Below are 22,627 nucleotides of genomic sequence, written 5' to 3' on the forward strand. Positions count from 1 at the left end.
AAGTATGGAAATTGATTTAATCAATTATATTCAAAGAGGTGGAATAATAGTATATATACTAATTTTCTTAAATGTTATAGGTTTTACAATTATGTTTTGGAAATTAGTAGTAATTTCATTATCAAGAAATAGAAGAGGATATTTAGTAAATGAAATAATTACATTTGCAAAAGAAAATTCTGAGGAATTTAAAAAAGATTCAATTGAAAACTTTATTAATAGAAAAATTAGAAAATTAGAATTTGGATTAAATACTGTTAAAATTATTGCATCAATTGCACCATTACTTGGACTTTTAGGGACTGTTGTTGGAGTTTTAAACTCTTTTGATTCTATTACAAAAAGTGGTTTAGGTGATCCAGCAGTGTTTTCAAGTGGTATTTCTGTTGCTTTAATTACTACAGTTGCAGGATTAATAGTAGCGATTCCTCATTATGTAGGTTATAACTATATTGTTGGAATATTAGATGATATTGAGCTAAAAATCCAAAAAGAGGTTCTTAAAAAGATATGAAAAAAAGAGAGATAATAACTCCTGATATTACACCACTTATTGATGTTGTTTTTATTCTTTTGATATTTTTTATAGTATCTTCTGTTTTTAAAAAAGATGAGTTAGCACTTGTGTTAAATCTTCCTACATCAAGTGCACAGGAAATAGAATTAAAACAAAAAGAAATAATCATAGAGCTAAATGATGAAAAACTTGCAATATATGGAAATGAAACATCATATGAAGTTTTAGAAGAAGAGATTATAAAAATAGAAGATAAAGAAAGAAATATAATATTTAGAATTGATAAGAATGTAAAATATGAAAAAGTTGTTAAAGTTTTAGAAGTACTTCAAAGACATAAACTTTTCAATATTTCTTTAATAACTGATAAAAAAGAATAAATAGAATTAAAAATTTCTCCATTGAAGGTCAAGGTCTTTTGAATAAATATCTTTTTTATTTAAATTACTTTGTTCTTTAATATCTCCAATATTACTAGGTGTTTGCAGATAGTTTTGTAAATAATATGTTTTTTTATACCCTAAACTCTCTAGAACTTTAATCATTTCATTTATATCATTTTCATTTAGAAGACTAGAATGAATAGTAGTTCTTAATTCAAAATCAAAATCTATATCAATTAAGTATTTAATTGTTTCTAAAAACTGTTCATACGTATAGGTTTTAGTTATTTTATAAAACTTATTTTTTGGTGCTTTAAAATCAATAGCCATATAATCTATAAGATTTAAATCTATTAATTCTTTGATTTGTTTTGTATTTGTAGCATTTGTATCTAGTTTGATTTTAAAACCAAGTCTTTTAATCTCCTTACAAAAAGGTATTAAATTATGAACAGTAGCTTCTCCACCTGATAATACAACAGAATCTAATAACCCTACTCTAGTTTTTAAAAACTCTAAGCACTCATATAATGAATAATTACCCTCTTTTGAGTAAACTAATTCATCGTTGTAACAATAAAGACATCTAAAGTTACATTTTATAAACCAAACTACGCAAGACAAGTGTCCTACGTAATCTGTTGTTGTAAATTTTGTAAGATTATAAACAATTCTTTGATTCAACAAATTTTACTCTTTGATTATGCTCAGCTTTTTTACCAATATTAAAACTTTCAACAGGTCTATGATATCCCATAACTCTAGTATAAACTATACATCTTGTTCTTCTATCTTGATTTTTTTCAAGCAATTCTTGTTTGTTCATTTTTTAACTCCTTTTCTAAAATTTCCTCATCACACTTTGGACAAAACTCATGTTCTCCATTTAAATATCCATGAACTTCACAAACTGAAAATAGTGGTGTTACAGTTATATATGGCAATTTAAAGTTTGTAATACTATTTTTTACAAACTTTCTACAAGCGTCAATAGATGATATTTTCTCACTCATATATAAATGTAAAACTGTTCCACCTGTATATTTACACTGTAGTTCATCTTGAAGAGCTAAGGCTTCAAAGGGATCATTAGTAAAGTCAACTGGTAATTGAGATGAGTTTGTATAATAGATATTATCCGCATAACCAGCTTGAATAATATCTTTATATCTTTTCTTATCTTCTTTAGCAAATCTATATGTAGTACCTTCTGCTGGAGTTGCTTCAAGATTATAAAGGTTTCCTGTTTCTTCTTGAAATTCAAGCATTTTTTCTCTCATAAAATCAAGTATTTCATTACAAAAAGTATTTCCAAGTTCACTTGATAAATCAATATTTTCTCCAAAATAATTTTTAATCATTTCATTCATTCCATTTACACCAATAGTTGAAAAATGATTGTTAAATCCTGGTAAATATCTTTGTGTATAAGGGAAGAGTCCTCTATCATACATATCTTGGACAAATACTCTTTTTTTCTCTAATGTAGACTTTGCTAGGTTCATTAATTCTTCTAATCTTTCTAATAAGGCTCTACTGTCATTTTTATAAAGGTAACCAAGTCTTGCCATATTTATAGTAACAACACCTATACTTCCTGTCATTTCTGCACTTCCAAAAAGGCCACCACCTCGTTTTAGTAACTCTCTTAAATCTAGTTGTAATCTACAACACATAGATCTTACATGACCTGGTTTATAAGCCTTCTCATTTTGTATTAGTTTTCCATTTTCATCTTTTATATATTGACTTCCTATAAAATTTTGAAAATAGGAGCTTCCAATTTTTGCTGTATTTTCAAATAAAATATCAGTATTTTTACCATACCAATCAAAATCTTCAGTAATATTTACAGTTGGAATTGGAAATGTAAAAGGTTGACCTGTTTTATCGCCTTCTGTCATAACCTCATAATAAGCACGATTAATTAAATTCATTTCTTTTTGGAAATCTTTATAAGTAAGTGTTTGATCTATATCTTTTAATAAATGTTCCTGATTTCTTGTTGGGATTTGATCTTTCAAGTCATCTGGAACTGTCCAATCAATAGTAATATTTGTAAAAGGACTCTGACCCCAACGTGCTGGTACATTTAAATTATAAATAAAAGATCTAACCGCTTTTTTAATCTCACTATATGATAATTTGTCCTTGAAAACATAAGGTGCCAAATATGTATCAAAAGAAGAGAAGGCTTGTGCTCCTGCCCATTCACTTTGAAGTATCCCTAAAAAGTTTGCCATTTGACCTAAGGCTTCTCTAAAATGATTAGGAGCAACACTTTCAACTCGTCCACGAACTCCATTAAATCCTTCATCTAAAAGAACTCTTAAACTCCAACCTGCACAATATCCACTTAAACAATCTAAATCATGAATATGATAATCTGCATTTCTGTGAGCATATCCTTCTTCTTTTGAGTAAACTTTATCAAGCCAATAGTTTGCTATTACTTTTCCTGCTGTATTATTTATAAGTCCAGCGTGAGAATATCCTGTATTTGAATTTGCTTTAATACGCCAATCACTACCATTTATATACTCTTGTATTGTTTGAGTAGAATTTATATATGTTGTATCAGAATCAATTTGAAGTATTTGTTCTCTTTGAATTTTATGTAAATGTCTATACATCATAAAAGATTTCATTACTTCGAAATATCTTGCTTTATATAATACTCTCTCTATTACATCTTGTATATCTTCAACAGCTACTATTCGCTTTTGTTCTAAAATATCAAGTACATTAAAGAATACAACTTGAGAATAAATTACATTTACACTTTTAAAAGCTTTTTTTATAACATCTTCTATTTTATATGCTTCAAACTTTTGTTTAATACCATCTCTTTTTAATATTTCTTCAATCATTTATTATCCTTAAAAATATTCGTAAGTATAAGTTAGATTTTCTTAATACTAAATAACAAAAAATGTCACAAAAGTGTCATTTTTAGGGCTCTTAGAGTAATAATAAGAATATTTAATTTTTAAATATTCTTATAAATAAAGTCAAATTTAAGTTAGTAATAATAGTAAATCCTATAGAATATCAGCTTTTATTAATTACAGAGGAATCATTATGAGACATTTCTTAACATTAGCAGACTATACAAAAGAAGAAATTCTTGAAATATTAGAACTTGCAAAACAAATCAAAACTGAAACTAAAAACAAAGTTTTTAAAGAGTATATGCCTAAACAAACATTAGGAATGATTTTTGAAAAGAGTTCAACAAGAACTAGAGTTTCTTTTGAAACAGGTATTTACCAACTAGGTGGAGTAGGATTATTCCTTTCTTCAAATGATATTCAACTTGGACGAGGTGAACCTTTAAGTGACACATCAAGAGTAATATCTAGAATGGTAGATATGGTAATGATTAGAACTTTTGGACATGAAAAAATTGAAGAGTTTGCAAAGTATTCAAAAGTTCCTGTAATAAATGGTTTAACAACTGAATATCATCCTGTTCAACTAATGGCTGATTATCTTACAATTCAAGAAGCAGGACTTGATAAAGATTTAGTTGTTGCATATATTGGTGATGGTAATAACATGGCTCATTCATGGCTAAATATGGCTGCAAAATTAGGCTTTGAGCTTAGAATTGCAACACCAAAAGGTTATGAAGTAAATGCAGATATTTTAGCACATGCTTTAGAAATGGCTAAAGTTTCAGGCGCTAAAATTACTATTACAAATGATCCTAAAGAGGCTGTTAAAGATACAACTGTAGTTACTACTGATACATGGGTTTCTATGGGACAAGAAGATGAAAAAGAACAAAGAATAAAAGACTTTGATGGATATATTGTAGATTCTTCTATGATGAAAATAGCTCAAGAAAAAGCTATTTTCTTACATTGCCTTCCAGCTTATAGAGGATATGAAGTAAGTGAAGAAGTTTTAGAAAGTACTCAAAGTTTAATCTTTGATGAAGCAGAAAATAGACTTCATGCACAAAAAGGTGTAATGGTTTGGTTAGATAAAAAGAGAAATTCATAATATGATTGATTTTAAAAAATTTGAAAAATATTCAAGACCAGGGCCACGATATACTTCTTATCCAACAGCACCTGAGTTTAGTGAAGAATTTACTCAAGATGATTTAAAAGCTTACTATAAAAATCAAAGTGACGATAGATCAATTTCTATTTATATTCATATGCCTTTTTGTAGAAGTGCTTGTTACTTTTGTGGATGTAATACAATTTTTACTTCAAAAGAAGAAAAAAAAGTTGGATATATTACATATTTAAAAAAAGAATTAAATATATTAAAAAATCATCTAAATACAAATAGAGAAGTTACTCAAATGCATTTTGGAGGAGGAACACCAACATTTTTCTCTCCTGAACAACTTGAAGATGTTATTAACTCAGTAAAAGAAGTATTTCCTAACTTTGCATTAGATGCCGAAGTTTCATGTGAAGTAGATCCTAGATTCTTTAAAAAAGAGCATATGGACGTTCTTAAAGCAGGCGGTTGTAATAGATTAAGTTTTGGTGTACAAGATTTAGATGAGCAAGTTCAAAAAACGATTCATAGAATTCAGCCTTTTGAATTAACTCAAAACGTAATTAAAATAGCACGTGATGCTGGTATTCATTCTGTTAACACGGATTTAATTTATGGACTTCCTCATCAAACTAAAAAGAGTTTTAGAAAAACACTAGAAAAGATGATTACATTAGATACTGATAGATTTGCTGTATTTAATTATGCTCATGTTCCATGGCTTATGAAAACTATGAGAAAATTTGATGAAACAACTTTTCCAAAACCAGAAGAAAAATTAGAAATGCTTAAAGATACAATTGATTTCTTTACATCTAATGGTTATAAAATGGTTGGAATGGATCACTTTGCAAAACCTGAAGATGAATTATTTAAAGCTATTGAAAAAGGTGAACTCCATAGAAACTTCCAAGGTTATACTACAAAAGGTGGAGCTGATTTAATAGGAATTGGTTTAACTTCTATTGGAAATGGTGTAGATTATTACGCACAAAACTTCAAAGATATTCCAACTTATGAAGCTGCTTTAGATAATGGAGATTTACCTGTATTTAAAGGTTATAGATTAAGTGATGATGATCAGTTAAGACAATTTGTTATTATGGAATTAATGTCTAACTTTGCTTTAAATATTACAAGAGTAGAAGAACAATTTAATGTAAACTTTAAAGAGTATTTTGCAGATTCACTTGAAGCTCTGAGAGAATTTGTAGAAGCTGATTTAGTAGAAATAACTGATTCTAATATCCAAGTATCACAAACTGGTGCTATGTTAATTAGAAATATATGTATGCCATTTGATGCATATTTAAATAAAATACCTGAAGATAAAAGAAGATTTTCTAAGACTATATAGTCTTAGTTTCTTTTATTAAACGTCCCTGCTTCTCGAAATATAAGCTCCTTTTTATCAACTATTAACCAACTTTTGAGTATATTTTCTTTTAATTATAAATATTAAAATTTTTTAAACAAAAAGGTTATATAAAAGTGTCAATAAATAAATTTAATTACACAGCTGTATCTGATGCCTGTGTTAAATGTGGAAAATGTAAACCTGTATGTACAATCTTTAATATAAACCAAGATGAAACAACAAGTCCAAGAGGATTTATTGATTTATTAGGGGCTTATGAAAGAGATGAATTAGAGCTAGATCAAAACGCAAAAGATATTTTTGAATCATGCTTCTTATGTACAAATTGTGTTGAAGAGTGCCCTATTGATTTACCAACTGATATGGTAATTGAACAAGTTAGAGCTGATATTGCAAAGAAATTTGGAATTACATGGTATAAAAGATTATTCTTCTGGTTATTAAGACATAGAAAAACTATGGATATGTTATCAAGAATGGGGTGGATGTTTCAAACATGTGCATTAAAACTTGATAGTAATAAACAATCAGCAGAACCTCGATTTTCATTACCTATTGTAAAAAAAGATAGAGTTTTACCCTTTGCTGATATGAGAAGTTTTTTAAATAAATATCCTCAAAATATTTTTGCAAAAAATAAAAAAGTTGAAGATAACAAGAAAAATAAAGTTGCAATCTTTATTGGATGTATGAGTAATTACACATATACAAATACTGGAGATGCATTAGTTAAAATTCTAAAAAAATTAGAACTTGATATTATGATTCCTAAAAAACAATTATGTTGTGGAGCACCTGCATACTTTACTGGTGCGTTTGATACGGTTGATTACTTAACTAAGAAAAATATTGAATACTTTGAAACATGGATTGATGATGTAGATGCTGTTATAATCCCAGAAGCTACATGTTCAGCAATGATTAATAAAGATTGGGAACATTTCTTACACGATCAGCCAGAGTGGCAAGCACGTGCTGTGAAATTATCTAAAAAAATATTTATGGCTACAAAATGGCTTGATGATAATACTCAATTAAGAGAATTATTAGCACAAAGTAAGAAAAAAATAGATACAACAGTTACATATCATGATCCATGTCATGCTAAAAAAATGCAAGGTGTTTGGGAAGAGCCACGAAACTTATTAAAACAAAACTATGTTTTAACTGAAATGAGTGATTCAAATAGATGTTGTGGATTTGGTGGAGTTACTATGCAAACTGAAAAATATGATTTTGCAAAAGCTGCAGGACTTCCAAAAGCTGCAATGATTAAAGAAACGAAAGCACAAGTTGTAAGTGCTGAGTGTTCAGCTTGTAGAATGCAAATAACTAACTCTTTATATTTATCAGATGTAGATGTTCAGTTTAAAAATCCAATTGAACTAATAGCTGAGGCATTAGATTAAAATGCAGGAATATTGGCAAAATATATATTCAAATTTTGAACCAGTTGCATTTAATTTAGGTCCCGTATCAGTTCACTGGTATGGGATAATGTATGCTCTTGCTTTAATCTCTGCTATTTTTATAGCTAAATGGTTTATTAAACATGACAAATTAAATATTTCTAATGATTTATTTGATTCATATATTTGGTGGGCTGAGATTGGTGTTATTTTAGGTGCAAGATTAGGATACATTATTTTCTATGATACTAATGCAGTGTATTATCTTACAAAACCTTGGCAAATATTTAATCCATATGTAGATGGAGTTTATACTGGAATTTCTGGAATGAGTTATCATGGGGCATTAATTGGTTTTTTAATTGCTTCTATTTTATTTTGTAGAAAGAATAAGATTTCTTTTTGGTTCATAACTGATATTGCAGTACTTGGAATTTCTGCAGCATATGTATTTGGTAGAATTGGTAACTTCTTTAATCAAGAGCTAGTTGGACGTGTGACTGATGTTCCTTGGGGAATTTATGTAGGTGAAAGTTTAAGACATCCTTCTCAGCTTTATGAAGCAATCCTTGAAGGATTAGTAGTATTTGCTATTTTAATATATTTTAGAAAAAGTAAAACTTTTGATGGACAATTAGCATTAATGTATGGAGTTTTATACTCTGCAATGAGAATAATAGCTGAGTTCTTTAGACAACCTGATATTCAATTAGGATTTATTTATAGTGATTGGTTAACTATGGGTATATTACAATCTTCAGTAGTTTTATTAGTAAGTTTAGTAGTTTATATAAGTTTAAAAAGAAAAGAATCGAAAGTAAAAATAAAAAATAGTTAACCTAGGTTAACTATTTTCCTCAATAAAACCAGCGCCTATAGCTAATTCATTAATCTTATTTTTTAGTAAATCTAATCTCCAACCATGTCTATTAGCAAAGTTTTCAATTTCTACTTCTCTTTGTTCTGGTGTACAAAACACAAAAATTCTTTTTAAGAATGGTTTTGGCACTTGAATTGCAATTAATTGGAAATAGTTTTCTTTACAACTTCTAGAGCAAAAAGCTTTACTCATGGCTATCTTTTTTTTACAAAAAGGACAATGGGACATTATTTATAACCTTTGGATATTAATTTATAGAATTTAGCATTTGTGATATCTTGAAGAAATTTAGGGTCTACATCATGTAGAGCTATAATATCTATCTCTTTATCATCTAGAAGCCAAACTTTTCCAGTGTCTTTTAACTTTTCAGTATCAAACATCTGAATAAGTTCATCTTTCGTAACGATCAATTCTTCCATATTATAACTTTTTTATTAATATTTTGCAAATCGATAATTTTAAGTATTCTTAAAATTATCGATAGTATACCCTTTATTAGAATGGTTTCTAATAATTTCATAATAAGTTTTTTGTCTAATTTTATTAACAATGTTTCTCATTGTATAAATTGACATATCCTTACCTTTCCAAACCACTTCTTTTATTGTATCATAATCAGTGATTTCACTTCTTTTAGAAATAAGTAATTTTAAGAAAGCTTTTTCTAATCTTGTAAAGTCAACTAATTGACCACCAGTTTTAAAGAACTGATCTCTATATTCATCAAAGTAGATTCCACCTTGGAATTCTATTTTATCACCTCTTTTAGTTTGATTAAGGCACATAATAACTGCTAATTTAATATCTTTTGCTCTTAATGGCTTAGAAAGAAAAGTATAAGCACTATAATTAATTGCTGTAACTATATCTTCATTATCATCAGAATCAGAAATAATAATTTTTGGTAATGTTGGAGTTAATTGAGCTAACTCTGCACATAGTTCAGAAAAAGTTACTTCTTTAATATTTGTATCAATTATTACCATATCATATGTATTTGAACATGCTAATTCTATTGCATCTTTTATATTAGTTACTATTTTTAATTCTTTAAAATAATCATCAAACTCATTTTCTATTGTATCATGTATTGTTTCGTCACTACTAATAAAAAGTAGTTTCGCATTATATAATTTTCTTATATTTCTTACTGTTTTTAACATTTTTTTACTCTTTAAATATTGATTTAAGACATAATAATAACAAAAAAAACTTAATATGTCAAAGTAATTGTAGATATTTTACAATATTAAGTTAGTTTTAATACTATTTTAAATCCTGCCAAGAATTTCCAATCGTGCTGGATACCTTTAATGGCACGTTTAGAGTAAAAATGTTTTCCATTATTTTAATTAAGTCACTAGTTATTATTTCTACTTCATTTTCTTCAATTTCAAAGATAAGTTCATCATGAATTTGCAATAACATACTCACTTTATCATTATTTTTATATTTTTTATAAATTTCAATCATTGAAAGTTTTATCAAATCAGCTGCACTTCCTTGAAATAATGTATTTACTGATTCTCTTAAATAAGCTGCTTTTTGCATTCCATTTGCTGCATCAAAATCAAATAATCTTTTTCTCTTTAATAAAGTTTCAACATATCCATGTTCAAAAGCATATTCTTCTATAGACTTTAAATAATCTTTAACACTTACAAATGCTTCAAAATATGATTCTATATATGTTTTTGCTTCTTTTGTAGTAATTCCTAATGTATCTGCAAGTTTTTTACTACCCATTCCATACAATAAACCAAAGTTAATAGATTTAGCTACAGATCTCTTCTCTTTAGCCTGTTCCTCTCCAAATATCTTTACAGAAGTTTGATAGTGAATATCTTCACCTGAATTAAAAGCTTCAACTAAGGCTTTATCTTCACTAAAGTGTGCAAGCAATCTTAATTCAATTTGCGAATAATCAATTCCTACAAGTTTGTAACCCTCTTTTGGAATAAATGCTGATCTAATTTCAGCTCCAGCTTGTGTTCTTACTGGAATATTTTGTAAATTTGGATTTTTAGAGCTAAGTCTACCTGTTGCTGTTCCTGTTTGTAAGAATGATGTATATATACGATTCTCTGGATTTTTAAGCCCTAGGTCTAATAAGGGTTCAATATATGTAGATTGTAGCTTAAAGGCTTCTCTATACTTTAATAATAAAGGAATAACCTCATGAGTGTCAAACAATTTGTGTAAGACTACTTCATTTGTACTATATCCTGTTTTTGTTTTCTTTGAAGGAGGTAATTTTAATTGTTCAAATAAAACAACACCTAATTGTTTAGGTGAGTTAATATTAAATTCAGTTCCTGCTGCTTCATATATTTTTGATATTAGCTCTTGAATTGTTTTATTATTTGATTCTTTAAGTTCTTCAAGTTTTTTAACATCAACTTTTATACCTTTTTCAAACATATTTGCTAATACATATATAAAGTCAAATTCTACATCTTTTGCTAGTTTTAGTAAAACTTTATTATCTTCATCTTCAAACTCTTCTAAAAGCTTGTTATATAGTTTTAAAGTCATTAAAGCATCTTCAGCAGCATATTCGCAAGCCTTTGATACTTCAACATTTGAAAAGTTTTCGCCTTTTTTAACTACATCTTTAAATGCAATCATTTTATGGTCAAAATATTTTTCAACTTGAAAATCTAAACCAACTCTTTGACTTGTATTTAAAAGCCATGCTAAAATCATTGTATCAGCGTATAATTTTAATTCAATACCTAAATTAAATTTTACAATTTCATAATCATATTTAAAGTTTTGAAGAACTAATTTAAAAGTATTTAAAATATTTATTGCTTTTTTAGCAGCATCTTCTGATATTTGCTCAGGTGCTCCTAAATAAAAGTGAGATATTGGAGCATAATATGCTTTTGTTTCTTCATAAGAGAAAGAGAAACCTACAATTTGTGCATTTATAGTATCAACACTTGTTGTTTCTGTATCAAAGGCTACAATTGAGTCTTTTGGAATTTGGTTTAAAATTTTAAATAACTCTTTTTCATCATTTAATAAGATATATTCAGTTTTTAATTCCTCTTTTGGTTTAGGTAATTGTGTTTTGTAGTTTAACCCTTCTTTATTCACTCTTTCAACTACTCTATTTAATCCATATTCCAATAAAGTATCAGAAATTCTTAATATTGGATTTTCAACAGGCAAATGAAACTCTTCTAAGTTATCAATACAGTGACAATCTTTTGACAAAGTTACTAGTTCTTTGGAAATATAAGCTAATTCTTTCCCTTCTGTTAAAAGTGTTTGCCACCTTTTCTTTTCAATATTTTCAATATTTGCGTAAATATTATCTAAGTCATTAAATTGCTCAATTAGAGCTTGGGCAGTTTTAGCTCCTACTCCTTTAACCCCTGGAACATTATCCGCACTATCTCCTAATAAAGATTGGTAATCTGTAAATTGTTTTGGATAAACACCATATTTATCAAAACAAGTTTGTTCATTGATTACTGATCTTTTAATTGGATCAAATAAATAAATACCCTCTTCTATTAATTGGTATAAATCTTTATCATGTGATACGACTCTAACTTCAAGACCTTTTTCTTTTGCATCTTTTGCAATTGATGCAATAATATCATCTGCTTCAAATCCGATTTTAATAGCTGTTTTAAAATCCATTTTCTCAATCCACTCAATAGCAATTGGAAGTTGTTTTAATAAATCTTCTGGAACATCAGGTCTATGTGATTTATATTCAGTATAAATATCACTTCTAAAAGTAGGTCCTTTTGCATCTAATGCAAATACAATATAGTCAGTTTCAAAATCTTTTCCTACATTTGATATAAAATTCATAAATCCAGTTAAAAGTCCAGTAGGAAAGCCATCTTTTGATTTTAACGGTGGTAAGGCATAAAAACTTCTAAATAAGAAGCCAAAGGTATCAATAACAGTAATAGTTTTTTTCATAAAATTCTTCTTTCATATTCTTCTTTAAAGATTTTATAATATAATAATATCACTAAAAACAAGGTTTGATAACCTAAGGAATAAAGAAATGATTATTATCCCAGCAAGATTAAATTCAAGTAGATTTGCAAATAAAATATTAGTTGATATTTTAGGTTTACCAATGGTAATAAAAACTGCAAAACAAGTAAGCTCTTTAGATAAGGTTGTAATAGCAACAGATTCTCAAGAAGTAATAGATTTAGCCCAAGAGTATGGTTTTGATGCTGTTATGACATCAAGTGAGCACAATAGTGGAACTGATAGAATAAATGAAGCTGTAAATAAATTAAACTTGGATGAGAATGAAATAATTGTAAATGTTCAAGCAGATGAACCTTTTATTGAAAAAGAAGTAGTCCAAGCTGTAATTGATCGTGTTTCTAAAGTAAAAGAAAATAATGAAGATATAATGATTGTCTCTTGTCATAAAGAAATTTCTTCAGAATTAGCAGATGATCCAAATCATGTAAAAGTAATACTTGATGAAAATTCAAACGCAATATATTTTTCACGAGCAAAGGTCCCATATCATAGAGATCACTATGAAAATTCTTTGTATAATGGACATTTAGGTATATATGGATTTACTAAGAAATCATTAAATAAATTTTGCTCGTTAAAAGAATCAAAATTAGAAAATATTGAAAAACTTGAACAACTAAGAGCGATTGACAATGGCTATGAAATTGCAATGGTAAAAGTTCAATCTAAATCTTTTGGAATTGATACACAAGAAGATTTAAATAATGCTTTGAGAATTTTTAACTAATAATTTTATTGATTTAGTGTTACACATGCGGTAAGTAAGTTATTTTAAGCTAATTTAAGTAAAATATATAAAAAGAAATAAGGAAATAAATGCGTTTTGATGTCTTAATAGCGGATAAAGAATTAAATTCTTTAGAAAAATTTGAAAATTATTCAAATGAAAAGCTAAAAAACATAACAATAAATTTTTCTATTGATAGTAATAAAATAATAAATGATATAGAGAATTTAGACTTAATAATTTTAAGTACGCAAGTGGCTAATTACATTGATATAATAAATACTTCTGTACAAAATTATACGTATGTAATTTTATTAACAGACTCTAGTATTGATATAGATGAATCTTCAAAATATATTGATTATTTAAATACACCAGTAAATACAGATATGTTAATGATAAAAATAGAAGAATATACAAATATATTAAAACAACGTATATTTAATAATCAAGAAAATGAGATTTCAAACTCTATTATAAAAAATATTACTAATCCTATCTTTTTAACTGATGGTAAAAAAGTTTTATTTGCAAATGATTACTTTTACAAACTAACAAATTCCACTTCATTAGAAATGATAAATAATAAATATCCAGAAATTGGGGATATATACACTCAACATGAAGAGTGCTTTAATAATAAAAATAATGATTGGATGGATAAATGTTCAAAAGAAACTATTAATGTTTGTATTTTAACAAATGATGGTGAGGAGAAATTTTATGCTTTACAAAAGATTTCATTATCGCATAATGGTACACATATAATCATATTAAATGATATTAGTCATGAGTTTCATCATAAAAAAGAGTTATATAAGCTCTTATATACAGATAGATTAACTAATTTAGATAATAGATCAATGCTTATTACAAAATTGCAAAGTGAAAAAAACTTAACATTATCTTCACTTTGTATTTTAGATATAAACTCTTTTAAAGAAATAAATGACTTTTATGGACATAAAGCAGGAGATTCAGTTTTAATTGAACTTGGTAATTTAATAAAAGATAGCATAAAAGAGTATACAAATCTAAAATTATATAAATTTCCTTCTGATACTTATTGTATTACAAATATTAAAAATGATAGAGAAGAATTTATTAAAATAATTAAAAAAATACTAGAAAAATCTGATAAAATTGTATTCAATTTTGACCAATTTGAAATCGATGTAAAATTAACAGCAGGGTTGTCATTTTCACATAAAAACAATAAATTGATTACTGCTGATATTGCACTACAAACAGCAAAAAAAGATCATAAAGATTATATGGTTTTTTATGATGAATTAGATAAACTACAAGAATATGAAAATAATATGTTTTGGACAAAACAACTAAAGTCTGCTTTTATAAGAGATAATATTGAAGTTTATTTTCAACCTTTGATTAATAATAAAACTTTAAAAGTTGACAAATATGAATGTCTAGTACGACTAATAGATGATGAAGGTAAAGTTGTAGCACCTTTTTTCTTTTTAGATATATCCAAAAAATCAAATCAATATACAAAATTAACAAAAGTTGTAATTGAAAAATCTTTTAAAAAGTTCGAACATCTAGATTTTGAATTTTCAGTAAATATTTCTTATGAAGATATTGAAGATCCTAGTTTTTTAGATTTTATAAAAAATATGCTTCAAAAATATAATGTATCAAACAAAGTAGTTTTTGAAATACTTGAAGATGAAAATGTTAAAGACTATAGTCATTTAATCTTGTTTGTTGACCAAATAAAGGATTTAGGTTGTAAAGTAGCAATTGATGATTTTGGTTCAGGATATTCAAACTTTGAACATATCTTAAAAATGAATATTGATTATTTAAAAATTGATGCTTCACTAATTAAAAATATTGCAACTGATGAAAATTCATATCAAATCACTAAAACAATAGTTGAGTTTGCTAAAAATTTAAACCTACAAACAATTGCTGAATATGTTGAAAATAAAGAAATATTTGAGTTAACAAAAGAATTAGGAGTAGATTATTCACAAGGATACTATTTTTCCCCGCCAATAGCAGATCCTAAATTAACTGATTTTAATAATGGAAATAAAAAATGAATAAAGAAATATTAGAAAATATCTCTGTACTATATGTAGAAGATGAAAAAGATGTTAGAGAATTTACAACAAAACTATTAGGCTCACTTGTTAAAAAAGTATATTCAGCAGAAGACGGTTTAGATGGTTTAGAACAATTTAAAGAGAATAAAGATAGTATTGATTTAATTGTATCAGATATTAATATGCCTAAAATGGATGGGCTTGAGATGTGTACACAAATCAAAGAAATTAATAAAGAAATACCAATAGTAATTACAAGTGCTCATAACGATCCTAGTTTTTTAAAAAAAGCAATAAATGTAGGTGTTAGTACTTATGCCATGAAACCAATAGATTTATATCAATTAGTTGAAAGTATGATAAAAGCGATTGAACCAATATATTTAAAAGAAAAACTAGAAAATTTAAATATCTCATTAGAAACTAGAGTTGACAACGAAATTCAAAAAATAAAATCTATTCTTGATGCCCAAGATAATATTATACTTTTATCAAATAGTACTACTATTAAGAATGTGAATAAAAGATTTTTAGAGTTTTTTAAAGTAAATTCAGTTGAAGAATTCAAGAAATTATCTGATAATATATTTGATTGTTTTATTGATGATTATGGTTTTATTTCAAAAGAATCTCTTAAAAACCAAAAATGTTATTATGAATATATAAAAAGTCTAAAAGAAGTAGATAGGGTTGTAAAAATAAAAAATTCTCAAGATGAAATAAGAATATTTACAATAAATGTCGATAATTATGATGATAAAAATGAATTTTACGTAATATCTTTAACTGATATTACTGAATTAAAAGAAAAATCAAATCTATTAGAATATCAGGCATCTCATGATAATTTAACTGGCTTGTTTAATAGAAATAAGTTTAATAGTCTATTTGGAAAAGAAATTAGAAGAGGACATAGATATAAAAATGATTTATCTCTTGTTATATTAGACATAGATTTTTTCAAAGTTGTTAATGATAAATATGGACACCAAATAGGTGATCAAGTATTAAAAGAAATTTCTTCAATCATTTTACAAAATGTGAGAGAACATGATACAGTAGTTAGATGGGGAGGAGAAGAATTTCTAATTTTACTTCCTGAAACGGATATTGAAGGTGCTGTTATTGTTGCTGAAAAAATTAGAAGTACAATTTGTAATAGACCTCTATCAAAAGAAAATATTAATATAACTGCAAGTTTTGGTATTACTCTTATGAATGAGAAAGATACAGAAGAAAGTTTTATTAGTAGAAGTGATGAAGCACTATATGAGGCCAAAGAAAATGGAAGAAATAAAGTAGTGACTAAAATATAATTACTACTTTTTTACTCTATTAGAAGTTGAAATCTTCTCCTAAGTAATGCTCTCTTACTTTTTTATCTTGTCTAATTTCTTCACTTGTTCCACTTGCAAGTAAAGCCCCTGCTTTCATAACATAAGCTCTATCACAAATCTCTAAAGTTTCTCTTACATTATGATCTGTAATTAAAACTCCAATATTAATTTTTGTTAATTGTGCAATAATTTCTTGAATATCTTTTACTGCAATTGGGTCAACACCAGCAAAGGGTTCATCAAGTAATAAAAACTTAGGATGAGATACTAAAGCTCTAGCTATTTCAGTTCTTCTTCTCTCCCCTCCTGATAAAGAAACACCTTTTCGCTGACGTATTGGCTCAATATTAAATACTTCAAGCAATTCTTCTACACGCTTGTGTTGTTCAGCTTTATCATCAGTTACAATTTGAGCTGCTAACATTAAGTTATCTTCTACTGATAAATCTTTAAAAATAGAAGATTCTTGGGGCAAGTATCCTATTCCTCTTAAAGCTCTTTTATGTAAAGGAAGACTTGTAATATCTTTGTCATCAAAATAAACTTCACCGGATGTTGGTTTTACTAAACCACAAACTGTATAAAATGTTGTAGTTTTTCCAGCACCATTTGGTCCAAGTAAACCAACTATTTCACCTGAGTTTACTTCTAATGAAATGCCATGTAAAATTTGTGTTTTTTTTATTGCTTTTGTTATATCTGTTATTCTTAGTTTATGCATTTATCTTATATAACCTTCTATTATCACTTTTTTCTATTTCTACTAAAATTACATTATATCCATACTCTATTAATAGATTTTGTAATTTTTCATCACCCCACTCTACAAAGTGAGTCCCACTATGTTCAAACTCTTCAAGCATACCTAAAGCTATGAATTCATCCAAAGTTTTATTATAAATATCATAGTGATAAATATTGTCTGAATAAATAGATTGTAATGAAAATGTAGGTGAAGTAACTAAATCATCTAGACCTAAGGCTTTTACATAATTTTTAACAAGTGTAGTTTTACCACTTGCTAAATCTCCTCTTAAAATTACAATAGTGTCTCCATTTATAATATCTCTTAATTCATTAACTATAATATTTATATTTTCTAAATCTAAATTAAACTCTTTTTTCAAAACAAAGCCTATAACTGATTTGAAACTTTGATAATTTGTTCAAGTTTTTCTTTTGCTTTACCATTTAGAATAGCTTCTTTTGCTATTGCAATTCCATCTTGAAAATCTCTAGCTTTTTCATCTACTATTAATGCTGCTGCTGTATTTATTAAAACAATATCAAGCTTTGCACCCTTAATATTATTTGAAAAAATTTCTTTAGTAATATTTGCATTAAAAGCAGCATCTCCTCCAATAATTTCTTCTTTAGGAGCTAATTTTAATCCATAATTTTCTGGACTAATCTCAAAATCTTCAATTTTTCCATTAAATAATGATGATCCAAAAGATATATCTGATATAGAAATTTCATCCATACCATCATTTGATGAAACAATTATTGATCGTTTTGTTTCTAACATATCTAAAGCATATGCAATTTTATTTATATATGACTTATCAAATACACCAATTAACTGTTTAGAAACAGTTGCAGGATTGGATAAGGGTCCAAGAATATTAAAAATAGTTCTATGCGGTATGCTTTTTCTAATTGGCATAATATATTTCATTGCAGGATGATGATTTTGAGCGAACATAAATGTAAAGCCAGTTTCTTCTAACATTTTCGCAGAATTCTCTAAAGATAAATTAAGATTAATATTTAAAGCTTCTAACATATCAGCACTACCAGATTTACTAGTAATACTTCTATTTCCATGTTTAGCTACATATGAACCACATGCAGATAAAAGAATTGAAACTGTTGTTGAAATATTAAAAGAGTTTGATTTATCTCCTCCTGTTCCACAATTGTCAATGATTTTTTCTTTTAAATCATAATGAATTGGTAAAGGAGTAAGATGATCCCTCATAGCACTTGCAGCTCCAGCAATTTCTGCAGCTGTTTCACCTCTTTCATATAACTCAATTAAGTATTCTTTTACTTCATCTTGTGGTAATCTATTTTCAAAGATATCATCAAATTTCATTTTTGCTGTGTTAAACATTTAATTATCCTTCTATCTTTTCTACGTATTCAGCCATTTTAGATTTTGGTGTAGATTTTACGTTTGGTATTTGTAATACTTTAAATTTATCACTTCTTTCAAGATATCTTATTTCAATAATATCTCCAAGTTTTACTTCTTTCGCTTTTTTAACTGCAAGATTGTTTATAAAAACTACTTTATGCTCTAACATATCTTCAGCAACTGCTCTTCTTTTTGTAATATTAACTGCGTTTAAAAATTTATCTATTCTCATAATTAAGATTATAGCTAATTTTAGATAAAATTGTAGCCTTAAAAATAATGATAATCATAGGACAAATTTATGAGTAAAAAAGATGTTAAAAAAGTAGTTCTAGCTTACAGTGGTGGGCTTGATACTTCTGTTATTTTAAAATGGCTTCAAGATGAATATAATGCTGAAGTTATTACATTTACAGCTGATTTAGGTCAAGGTGAAGAAGTTGAACCTGCACGTGAGAAAGCACTTGCGATGGGTATTAAACCTGAAAATATTTTTATATTAGATATTCAAGAAGAATTCGTAAAAGATTACGTATTCCCAATGTTTAGAGCAAATGCAATTTATGAAGGTGAATATTTATTAGGAACTTCAATTGCACGTCCTTTAATTTCAAAAAAACAAATTGAAATTGCTGAAAAGATGGGTGCGGATGCTGTATCTCATGGAGCGACTGGAAAAGGTAATGATCAAGTAAGATTCGAACTTGGATATTTAGGATTAAACCCTGATATTACTGTTATTGCTCCTTGGAGAGAATGGGATTTAAATTCTAGAGAAAAGTTACTTACTTATGCTGCTAATCATGGTATTACAATTGATAAGAAACATTTAGATGAAAATGGTAATCCAGCTGTTAGTCCGTATTCAATGGATGCTAACCTTTTACATATTTCTTATGAAGGTTTAAGCTTAGAAGATCCAAATTCAGAACCTGATGAATCAATGTGGTTATGGTCAGTTTCTCCTGAAAATGCTCCTGATAAAGCTGAATACATTACTATTGGTTATAAGAATGGTGATCCAATTTCAATTAATGGTGAAGAGATGTCACCTGCTACAATTCTAAGAACACTTAATGAGTATGGAAACAAACATGGTATTGGAAGAATTGACATTGTTGAGAATAGATATGTAGGTATGAAAGCACGTGGTTGTTATGAAACTCCAGGTGGAACTATCATGTTAAAAGCACACAGAGCAATTGAATCTATTACATTAGATAGAGAAGCAACACATTTAAAAGATGAATTAATGCCTAAGTATGCAAAGTTAATCTATCAAGGTTACTGGTACTCTCCTGAGAGAGAAATGCTTCAAGCCGCAATTGATAGTACACAAAAAGATGTTGAAGGTACAGTAAGACTTAAACTTTATAAAGGTAATGTAATTGTTGTAGGACGAGAATCTGAAAAATCTTTATTCTCTGAAGCACACTCTACTTTTGAAGAAGATGAAGTATATAATCAAAAAGATGCAGAAGGGTTTATTAGACTTAATGCCTTAAGATTTATTATCGCTGGACAAAATAAAAAATACTATCATTTATAAAATATAAAACTTAACAAAAAAGACTATTTTATAGTCTTTTTTGTATTCCTACAAATAACTTAATTTCTAGAAATCATAAGATAGTGTTATACCAATTGTTCGAGGTGCTCCTGATTGTGTATAAAGTTCTGTTTCCCATCCATTAGCTGGGTTATTTCCAAAACTTCCAAATCCTCTTACTTCAGTTTTTTCATCAGTAATATTTCTTATCCAAAATGAAGTACTTAATCCTTTGTAAATATATTCTAAACTTGCATTTCCAATAGTTGATGACTTAGCTTTTTCATTATGTCTGTTTGAAAAGTAATAAGATGCTTTTCCTTCCATGTTTGCTTTAAATGTCCAATCATCATTAATAAAGTAATTAAGACCAATATTATGTTGATATTCTGGTGATTGCGCTGGTGCTCTACCATTTACATCTGTAGCGTCTGGATTTGGATCTGTATATTCATCAAACTTAGATTTAAGTAAACCTAAAGAACCATAAACATATAAACTTTCTGTCATGTGATAAGATAACTGTGCTTCAAGCCCATAGTATGTACCTTTAGCAGCATTAGTGAAATATTCATCAAAGCTAGTATCTGGATCATTTGGATTTTGAACATATGAGCTTTTTACTTGTTGATCTTTTCTTTTTCCATAAAAAAGATTTAAACGACTAAGAAGTGTATTATCAAGATAACTATTATTTGCACCAATATCAATATTCCAAAGTGTTTCTGTTTTAAACTCTCTTGCTGCATCAGGTATTTCACTACTTGAGTTTACACCACCTGGTTTATATCCTCGTGAAATACTCATATAATATAAATCAGTATTATTTATGGCATAATTTAATCCTATTCTTGCACCAAGAAGTGTTTCATCAGTAGAAATATCTGTTGCATTAGAATCTGTATAATCAGATTCAACATTTTCAACTCTTAAACCTGTAATAAATGTAACTTTTTCATTTAAATGTGTATCCAGCTGTCCATAAATAGCTTTATTTTCTGTTTTATAATCACCATCATACTCAGTATTATATACTGTATTATTATCATAAAGATCTACATAAAGTCTATTTCGTTCTAAAGATTCTTGATAGTTTTTATAATATGTACCAATAGTCCAATCTGTTGCACCGTTAAAAATACGATTTGATTCATTTGATATAAGTCTTAAATCAAAATCAACGTACTCTTTATTTCTAATATACTCATCAGAACCTTTCCAGTTTTCCCCTGGATAATAATCTTCATTAGCCCAATCTTCATCAAAACTGTAAGTCATATCACTATTTGAATAACTAAGTTTTGTTATAGCTTGAAATTTATTAAAATCATTAGTAGATTTAATTGCAAATGCATTTGTTTTTTGTGTATCTTTTCCTGGTTCATCAGCAAGTGATACTCTTGAATTATCAAAAGTAAATGCATCATAACCATTATCTACATTAGTATGGGAATAATTAAAATCAATTGTATGTTCATCAGATACAAGCCAACGAAGTTGTTGTTTTATAGAAAGTTCATCTATATTTTGTGTATCCTTACGATCCAAATATGAATTTTTCATATATCCATCACTTGTATTTTTATAAATAGAAAATCTTCCAAGTAGTTTATCTTCAAGTAGTGTCCCCCCAACTGCTACACCAACTGCTTTAGTATTATAATCACCAACAGTTGCTTCAATATGGCCTTGTGTTTTTTTACTTGGTTCATTACTTTCTACAACAACCATTCCAGCCATTGCATTTGCACCAAAAGTTGTACCTTGAGGACCTTTTAATACTTCTATTTGTTTTACATCAAACATACTCATGCCTAAAGTAGTATTTGAAGAATCAATACCATCTACAATAATTCCTACTGAAGGATTTACAGGTGTTTCAAATTGACTTCTCTCTCCTATTCCACGGATTTGTATATATTTTGCTTTTGATGCACCTGATGAAAAGTTTACGTTTGGTGTAGATGCTAAAGTTTCAACAAAAGATTTTGATGCTTTATCGTAAATTTCACCTTCACTTATTAGTGTTACACTATTACTTGTTTGTGATAGCTTTTTTTCTCTAAAATCAGCTCCAATAACAATAGGATCAAGTGTAATAGTTTCATCTGCAATCGCAGTTGTATTTAGTGTTGCATATGATGTAATCATCAATGCACTTAAAATGTTAGATTTCATTATAT

General features: G+C 27.5%; 22 protein-coding genes. 10 read left to right on the forward strand and 12 right to left on the reverse strand.

What is annotated here, in order from left to right; translation table 11 throughout:
* The first annotated feature begins 4 nt into the window (after positions 1 to 4).
* Positions 5 to 514, forward strand: a complete 510-nt coding sequence (locus tag KO488_RS08950) for a MotA/TolQ/ExbB proton channel family protein (protein ID WP_216058459.1) — start codon at positions 5 to 7, stop codon at positions 512 to 514.
* Positions 511 to 897: an ExbD/TolR family protein gene (locus KO488_RS08955; RefSeq protein WP_216058460.1), complete on the forward strand. Its 387-nt coding sequence runs from the start codon at positions 511 to 513 to the stop codon at positions 895 to 897. The genes KO488_RS08950 and KO488_RS08955 overlap by 4 nt, the downstream gene beginning before the upstream one ends.
* A 6-nt stretch (positions 898 to 903) precedes the next feature.
* Here KO488_RS08955 and KO488_RS08960 read toward each other — a convergent pair whose 3' ends face one another.
* From KO488_RS08960 to KO488_RS08970, 3 genes are read right to left on the reverse strand one after another with little or no spacing between them, the layout of a single operon-like run.
* Complete coding sequence (locus KO488_RS08960) at positions 904 to 1,584, reverse strand: anaerobic ribonucleoside-triphosphate reductase activating protein (protein ID WP_216058461.1); 681 nt, start codon at positions 1,582 to 1,584, stop codon at positions 904 to 906.
* Positions 1,562 to 1,726 carry an anaerobic ribonucleoside-triphosphate reductase gene (nrdD, locus tag KO488_RS15350; RefSeq protein WP_216058462.1) on the reverse strand — a complete coding sequence of 55 codons (165 nt, stop codon included), beginning with the start codon at positions 1,724 to 1,726 and terminating at the stop codon, positions 1,562 to 1,564. Before nrdD ends, KO488_RS08960 begins: the two co-directional genes overlap by 23 nt.
* Positions 1,704 to 3,770, reverse strand: a complete 2,067-nt coding sequence (locus tag KO488_RS08970; protein WP_216058463.1) for a ribonucleoside triphosphate reductase — start codon at positions 3,768 to 3,770, stop codon at positions 1,704 to 1,706. Before KO488_RS08970 ends, nrdD begins: the two co-directional genes overlap by 23 nt.
* Before the next feature lie 211 nt (positions 3,771 to 3,981).
* On the opposite strand from KO488_RS08970, the gene argF reads away from it, so the two are divergent.
* From argF to lgt, 4 genes are all read left to right on the forward strand, one after another.
* Positions 3,982 to 4,908, forward strand: coding sequence for an ornithine carbamoyltransferase (argF, locus tag KO488_RS08975; RefSeq protein WP_216058464.1), 927 nt, complete (start codon positions 3,982 to 3,984; stop codon positions 4,906 to 4,908).
* A gap of 1 nt (position 4,909) precedes the next feature.
* Complete coding sequence (gene hemN / locus KO488_RS08980; RefSeq protein ID WP_216058465.1) at positions 4,910 to 6,277, forward strand: oxygen-independent coproporphyrinogen III oxidase; 1,368 nt, start codon at positions 4,910 to 4,912, stop codon at positions 6,275 to 6,277.
* Positions 6,278 to 6,411: 134 nt separating this feature from the next.
* A complete protein-coding gene (locus KO488_RS08985; RefSeq protein ID WP_216058466.1) occupies positions 6,412 to 7,707 on the forward strand; it encodes a (Fe-S)-binding protein in 1,296 nt (431 codons plus the stop codon).
* Between the two features lies 1 nt (position 7,708).
* A complete protein-coding gene (gene lgt / locus KO488_RS08990; protein ID WP_216058467.1) occupies positions 7,709 to 8,545 on the forward strand; it encodes a prolipoprotein diacylglyceryl transferase in 837 nt (278 codons plus the stop codon).
* Between the two features lie 6 nt (positions 8,546 to 8,551).
* Here lgt and KO488_RS08995 read toward each other — a convergent pair whose 3' ends face one another.
* From KO488_RS08995 to polA, 4 genes are all read right to left on the reverse strand, one after another.
* Positions 8,552 to 8,815: a DUF2116 family Zn-ribbon domain-containing protein gene (locus KO488_RS08995; protein ID WP_152188448.1), complete on the reverse strand. Its 264-nt coding sequence runs from the start codon at positions 8,813 to 8,815 to the stop codon at positions 8,552 to 8,554.
* Positions 8,815 to 9,009 carry a hypothetical protein gene (locus tag KO488_RS09000; protein ID WP_216058468.1) on the reverse strand — a complete coding sequence of 65 codons (195 nt, stop codon included), beginning with the start codon at positions 9,007 to 9,009 and terminating at the stop codon, positions 8,815 to 8,817. The genes KO488_RS08995 and KO488_RS09000 overlap by 1 nt, the downstream gene beginning before the upstream one ends.
* Before the next feature lie 39 nt (positions 9,010 to 9,048).
* Positions 9,049 to 9,753 carry a response regulator transcription factor gene (locus KO488_RS09005; protein ID WP_216058469.1) on the reverse strand — a complete coding sequence of 235 codons (705 nt, stop codon included), beginning with the start codon at positions 9,751 to 9,753 and terminating at the stop codon, positions 9,049 to 9,051.
* A gap of 103 nt (positions 9,754 to 9,856) precedes the next feature.
* Positions 9,857 to 12,535, reverse strand: coding sequence for a DNA polymerase I (gene polA / locus KO488_RS09010; protein WP_216058470.1), 2,679 nt, complete (start codon positions 12,533 to 12,535; stop codon positions 9,857 to 9,859).
* An 88-nt stretch (positions 12,536 to 12,623) separates the two neighbouring features.
* On the opposite strand from polA, the gene kdsB reads away from it, so the two are divergent.
* From kdsB to KO488_RS09025, 3 genes are all read left to right on the forward strand, one after another.
* Entirely contained in the window at positions 12,624 to 13,346 is a 723-nt protein-coding gene (gene kdsB, locus KO488_RS09015) for a 3-deoxy-manno-octulosonate cytidylyltransferase (protein ID WP_216058471.1), read from the forward strand.
* Between the two features lie 89 nt (positions 13,347 to 13,435).
* Positions 13,436 to 15,415, forward strand: a complete 1,980-nt coding sequence (locus tag KO488_RS09020) for an EAL domain-containing protein (protein WP_216058472.1) — start codon at positions 13,436 to 13,438, stop codon at positions 15,413 to 15,415.
* Entirely contained in the window at positions 15,412 to 16,734 is a 1,323-nt protein-coding gene (locus KO488_RS09025) for a diguanylate cyclase (protein ID WP_216058473.1), read from the forward strand. Before KO488_RS09020 ends, KO488_RS09025 begins: the two co-directional genes overlap by 4 nt.
* Positions 16,735 to 16,753: 19 nt before the next feature.
* On the opposite strand, the gene lptB is transcribed toward KO488_RS09025, so the two are convergent.
* From lptB to KO488_RS09045, 4 genes are read right to left on the reverse strand one after another with little or no spacing between them, the layout of a single operon-like run.
* Positions 16,754 to 17,476: an LPS export ABC transporter ATP-binding protein gene (gene lptB, locus KO488_RS09030; RefSeq protein ID WP_152188458.1), complete on the reverse strand. Its 723-nt coding sequence runs from the start codon at positions 17,474 to 17,476 to the stop codon at positions 16,754 to 16,756.
* Positions 17,469 to 17,882 carry a tRNA (adenosine(37)-N6)-threonylcarbamoyltransferase complex ATPase subunit type 1 TsaE gene (tsaE, locus tag KO488_RS09035; protein WP_216058474.1) on the reverse strand — a complete coding sequence of 138 codons (414 nt, stop codon included), beginning with the start codon at positions 17,880 to 17,882 and terminating at the stop codon, positions 17,469 to 17,471. The genes lptB and tsaE overlap by 8 nt, the downstream gene beginning before the upstream one ends.
* Before the next feature lie 8 nt (positions 17,883 to 17,890).
* On the reverse strand, positions 17,891 to 18,871 hold the full coding sequence (trpD, locus tag KO488_RS09040; protein WP_216058475.1) for an anthranilate phosphoribosyltransferase: 981 nt from the start codon (positions 18,869 to 18,871) through the stop codon (positions 17,891 to 17,893).
* A 4-nt stretch (positions 18,872 to 18,875) separates the two neighbouring features.
* A complete protein-coding gene (locus KO488_RS09045; RefSeq protein ID WP_152188465.1) occupies positions 18,876 to 19,127 on the reverse strand; it encodes a S4 domain-containing protein in 252 nt (83 codons plus the stop codon).
* Between the two features lie 69 nt (positions 19,128 to 19,196).
* Here KO488_RS09045 and KO488_RS09050 point away from each other — a divergent pair, with 69 nt between their 5' ends.
* Positions 19,197 to 20,444: an argininosuccinate synthase gene (locus KO488_RS09050; protein ID WP_216058476.1), complete on the forward strand. Its 1,248-nt coding sequence runs from the start codon at positions 19,197 to 19,199 to the stop codon at positions 20,442 to 20,444.
* 66 nt (positions 20,445 to 20,510) lie between these two features.
* Here the strand turns inward: KO488_RS09050 and KO488_RS09055 are convergent, their stop codons facing one another.
* Positions 20,511 to 22,622: a TonB-dependent receptor gene (locus KO488_RS09055; RefSeq protein ID WP_216058477.1), complete on the reverse strand. Its 2,112-nt coding sequence runs from the start codon at positions 22,620 to 22,622 to the stop codon at positions 20,511 to 20,513.
* Positions 22,623 to 22,627: the final 5 nt, after the last annotated feature.

The sequence above is a fragment of the Poseidonibacter lekithochrous genome (genome assembly GCF_018861145.1).
Classification (GTDB): domain Bacteria; phylum Campylobacterota; class Campylobacteria; order Campylobacterales; family Arcobacteraceae; genus Poseidonibacter; species Poseidonibacter lekithochrous_A.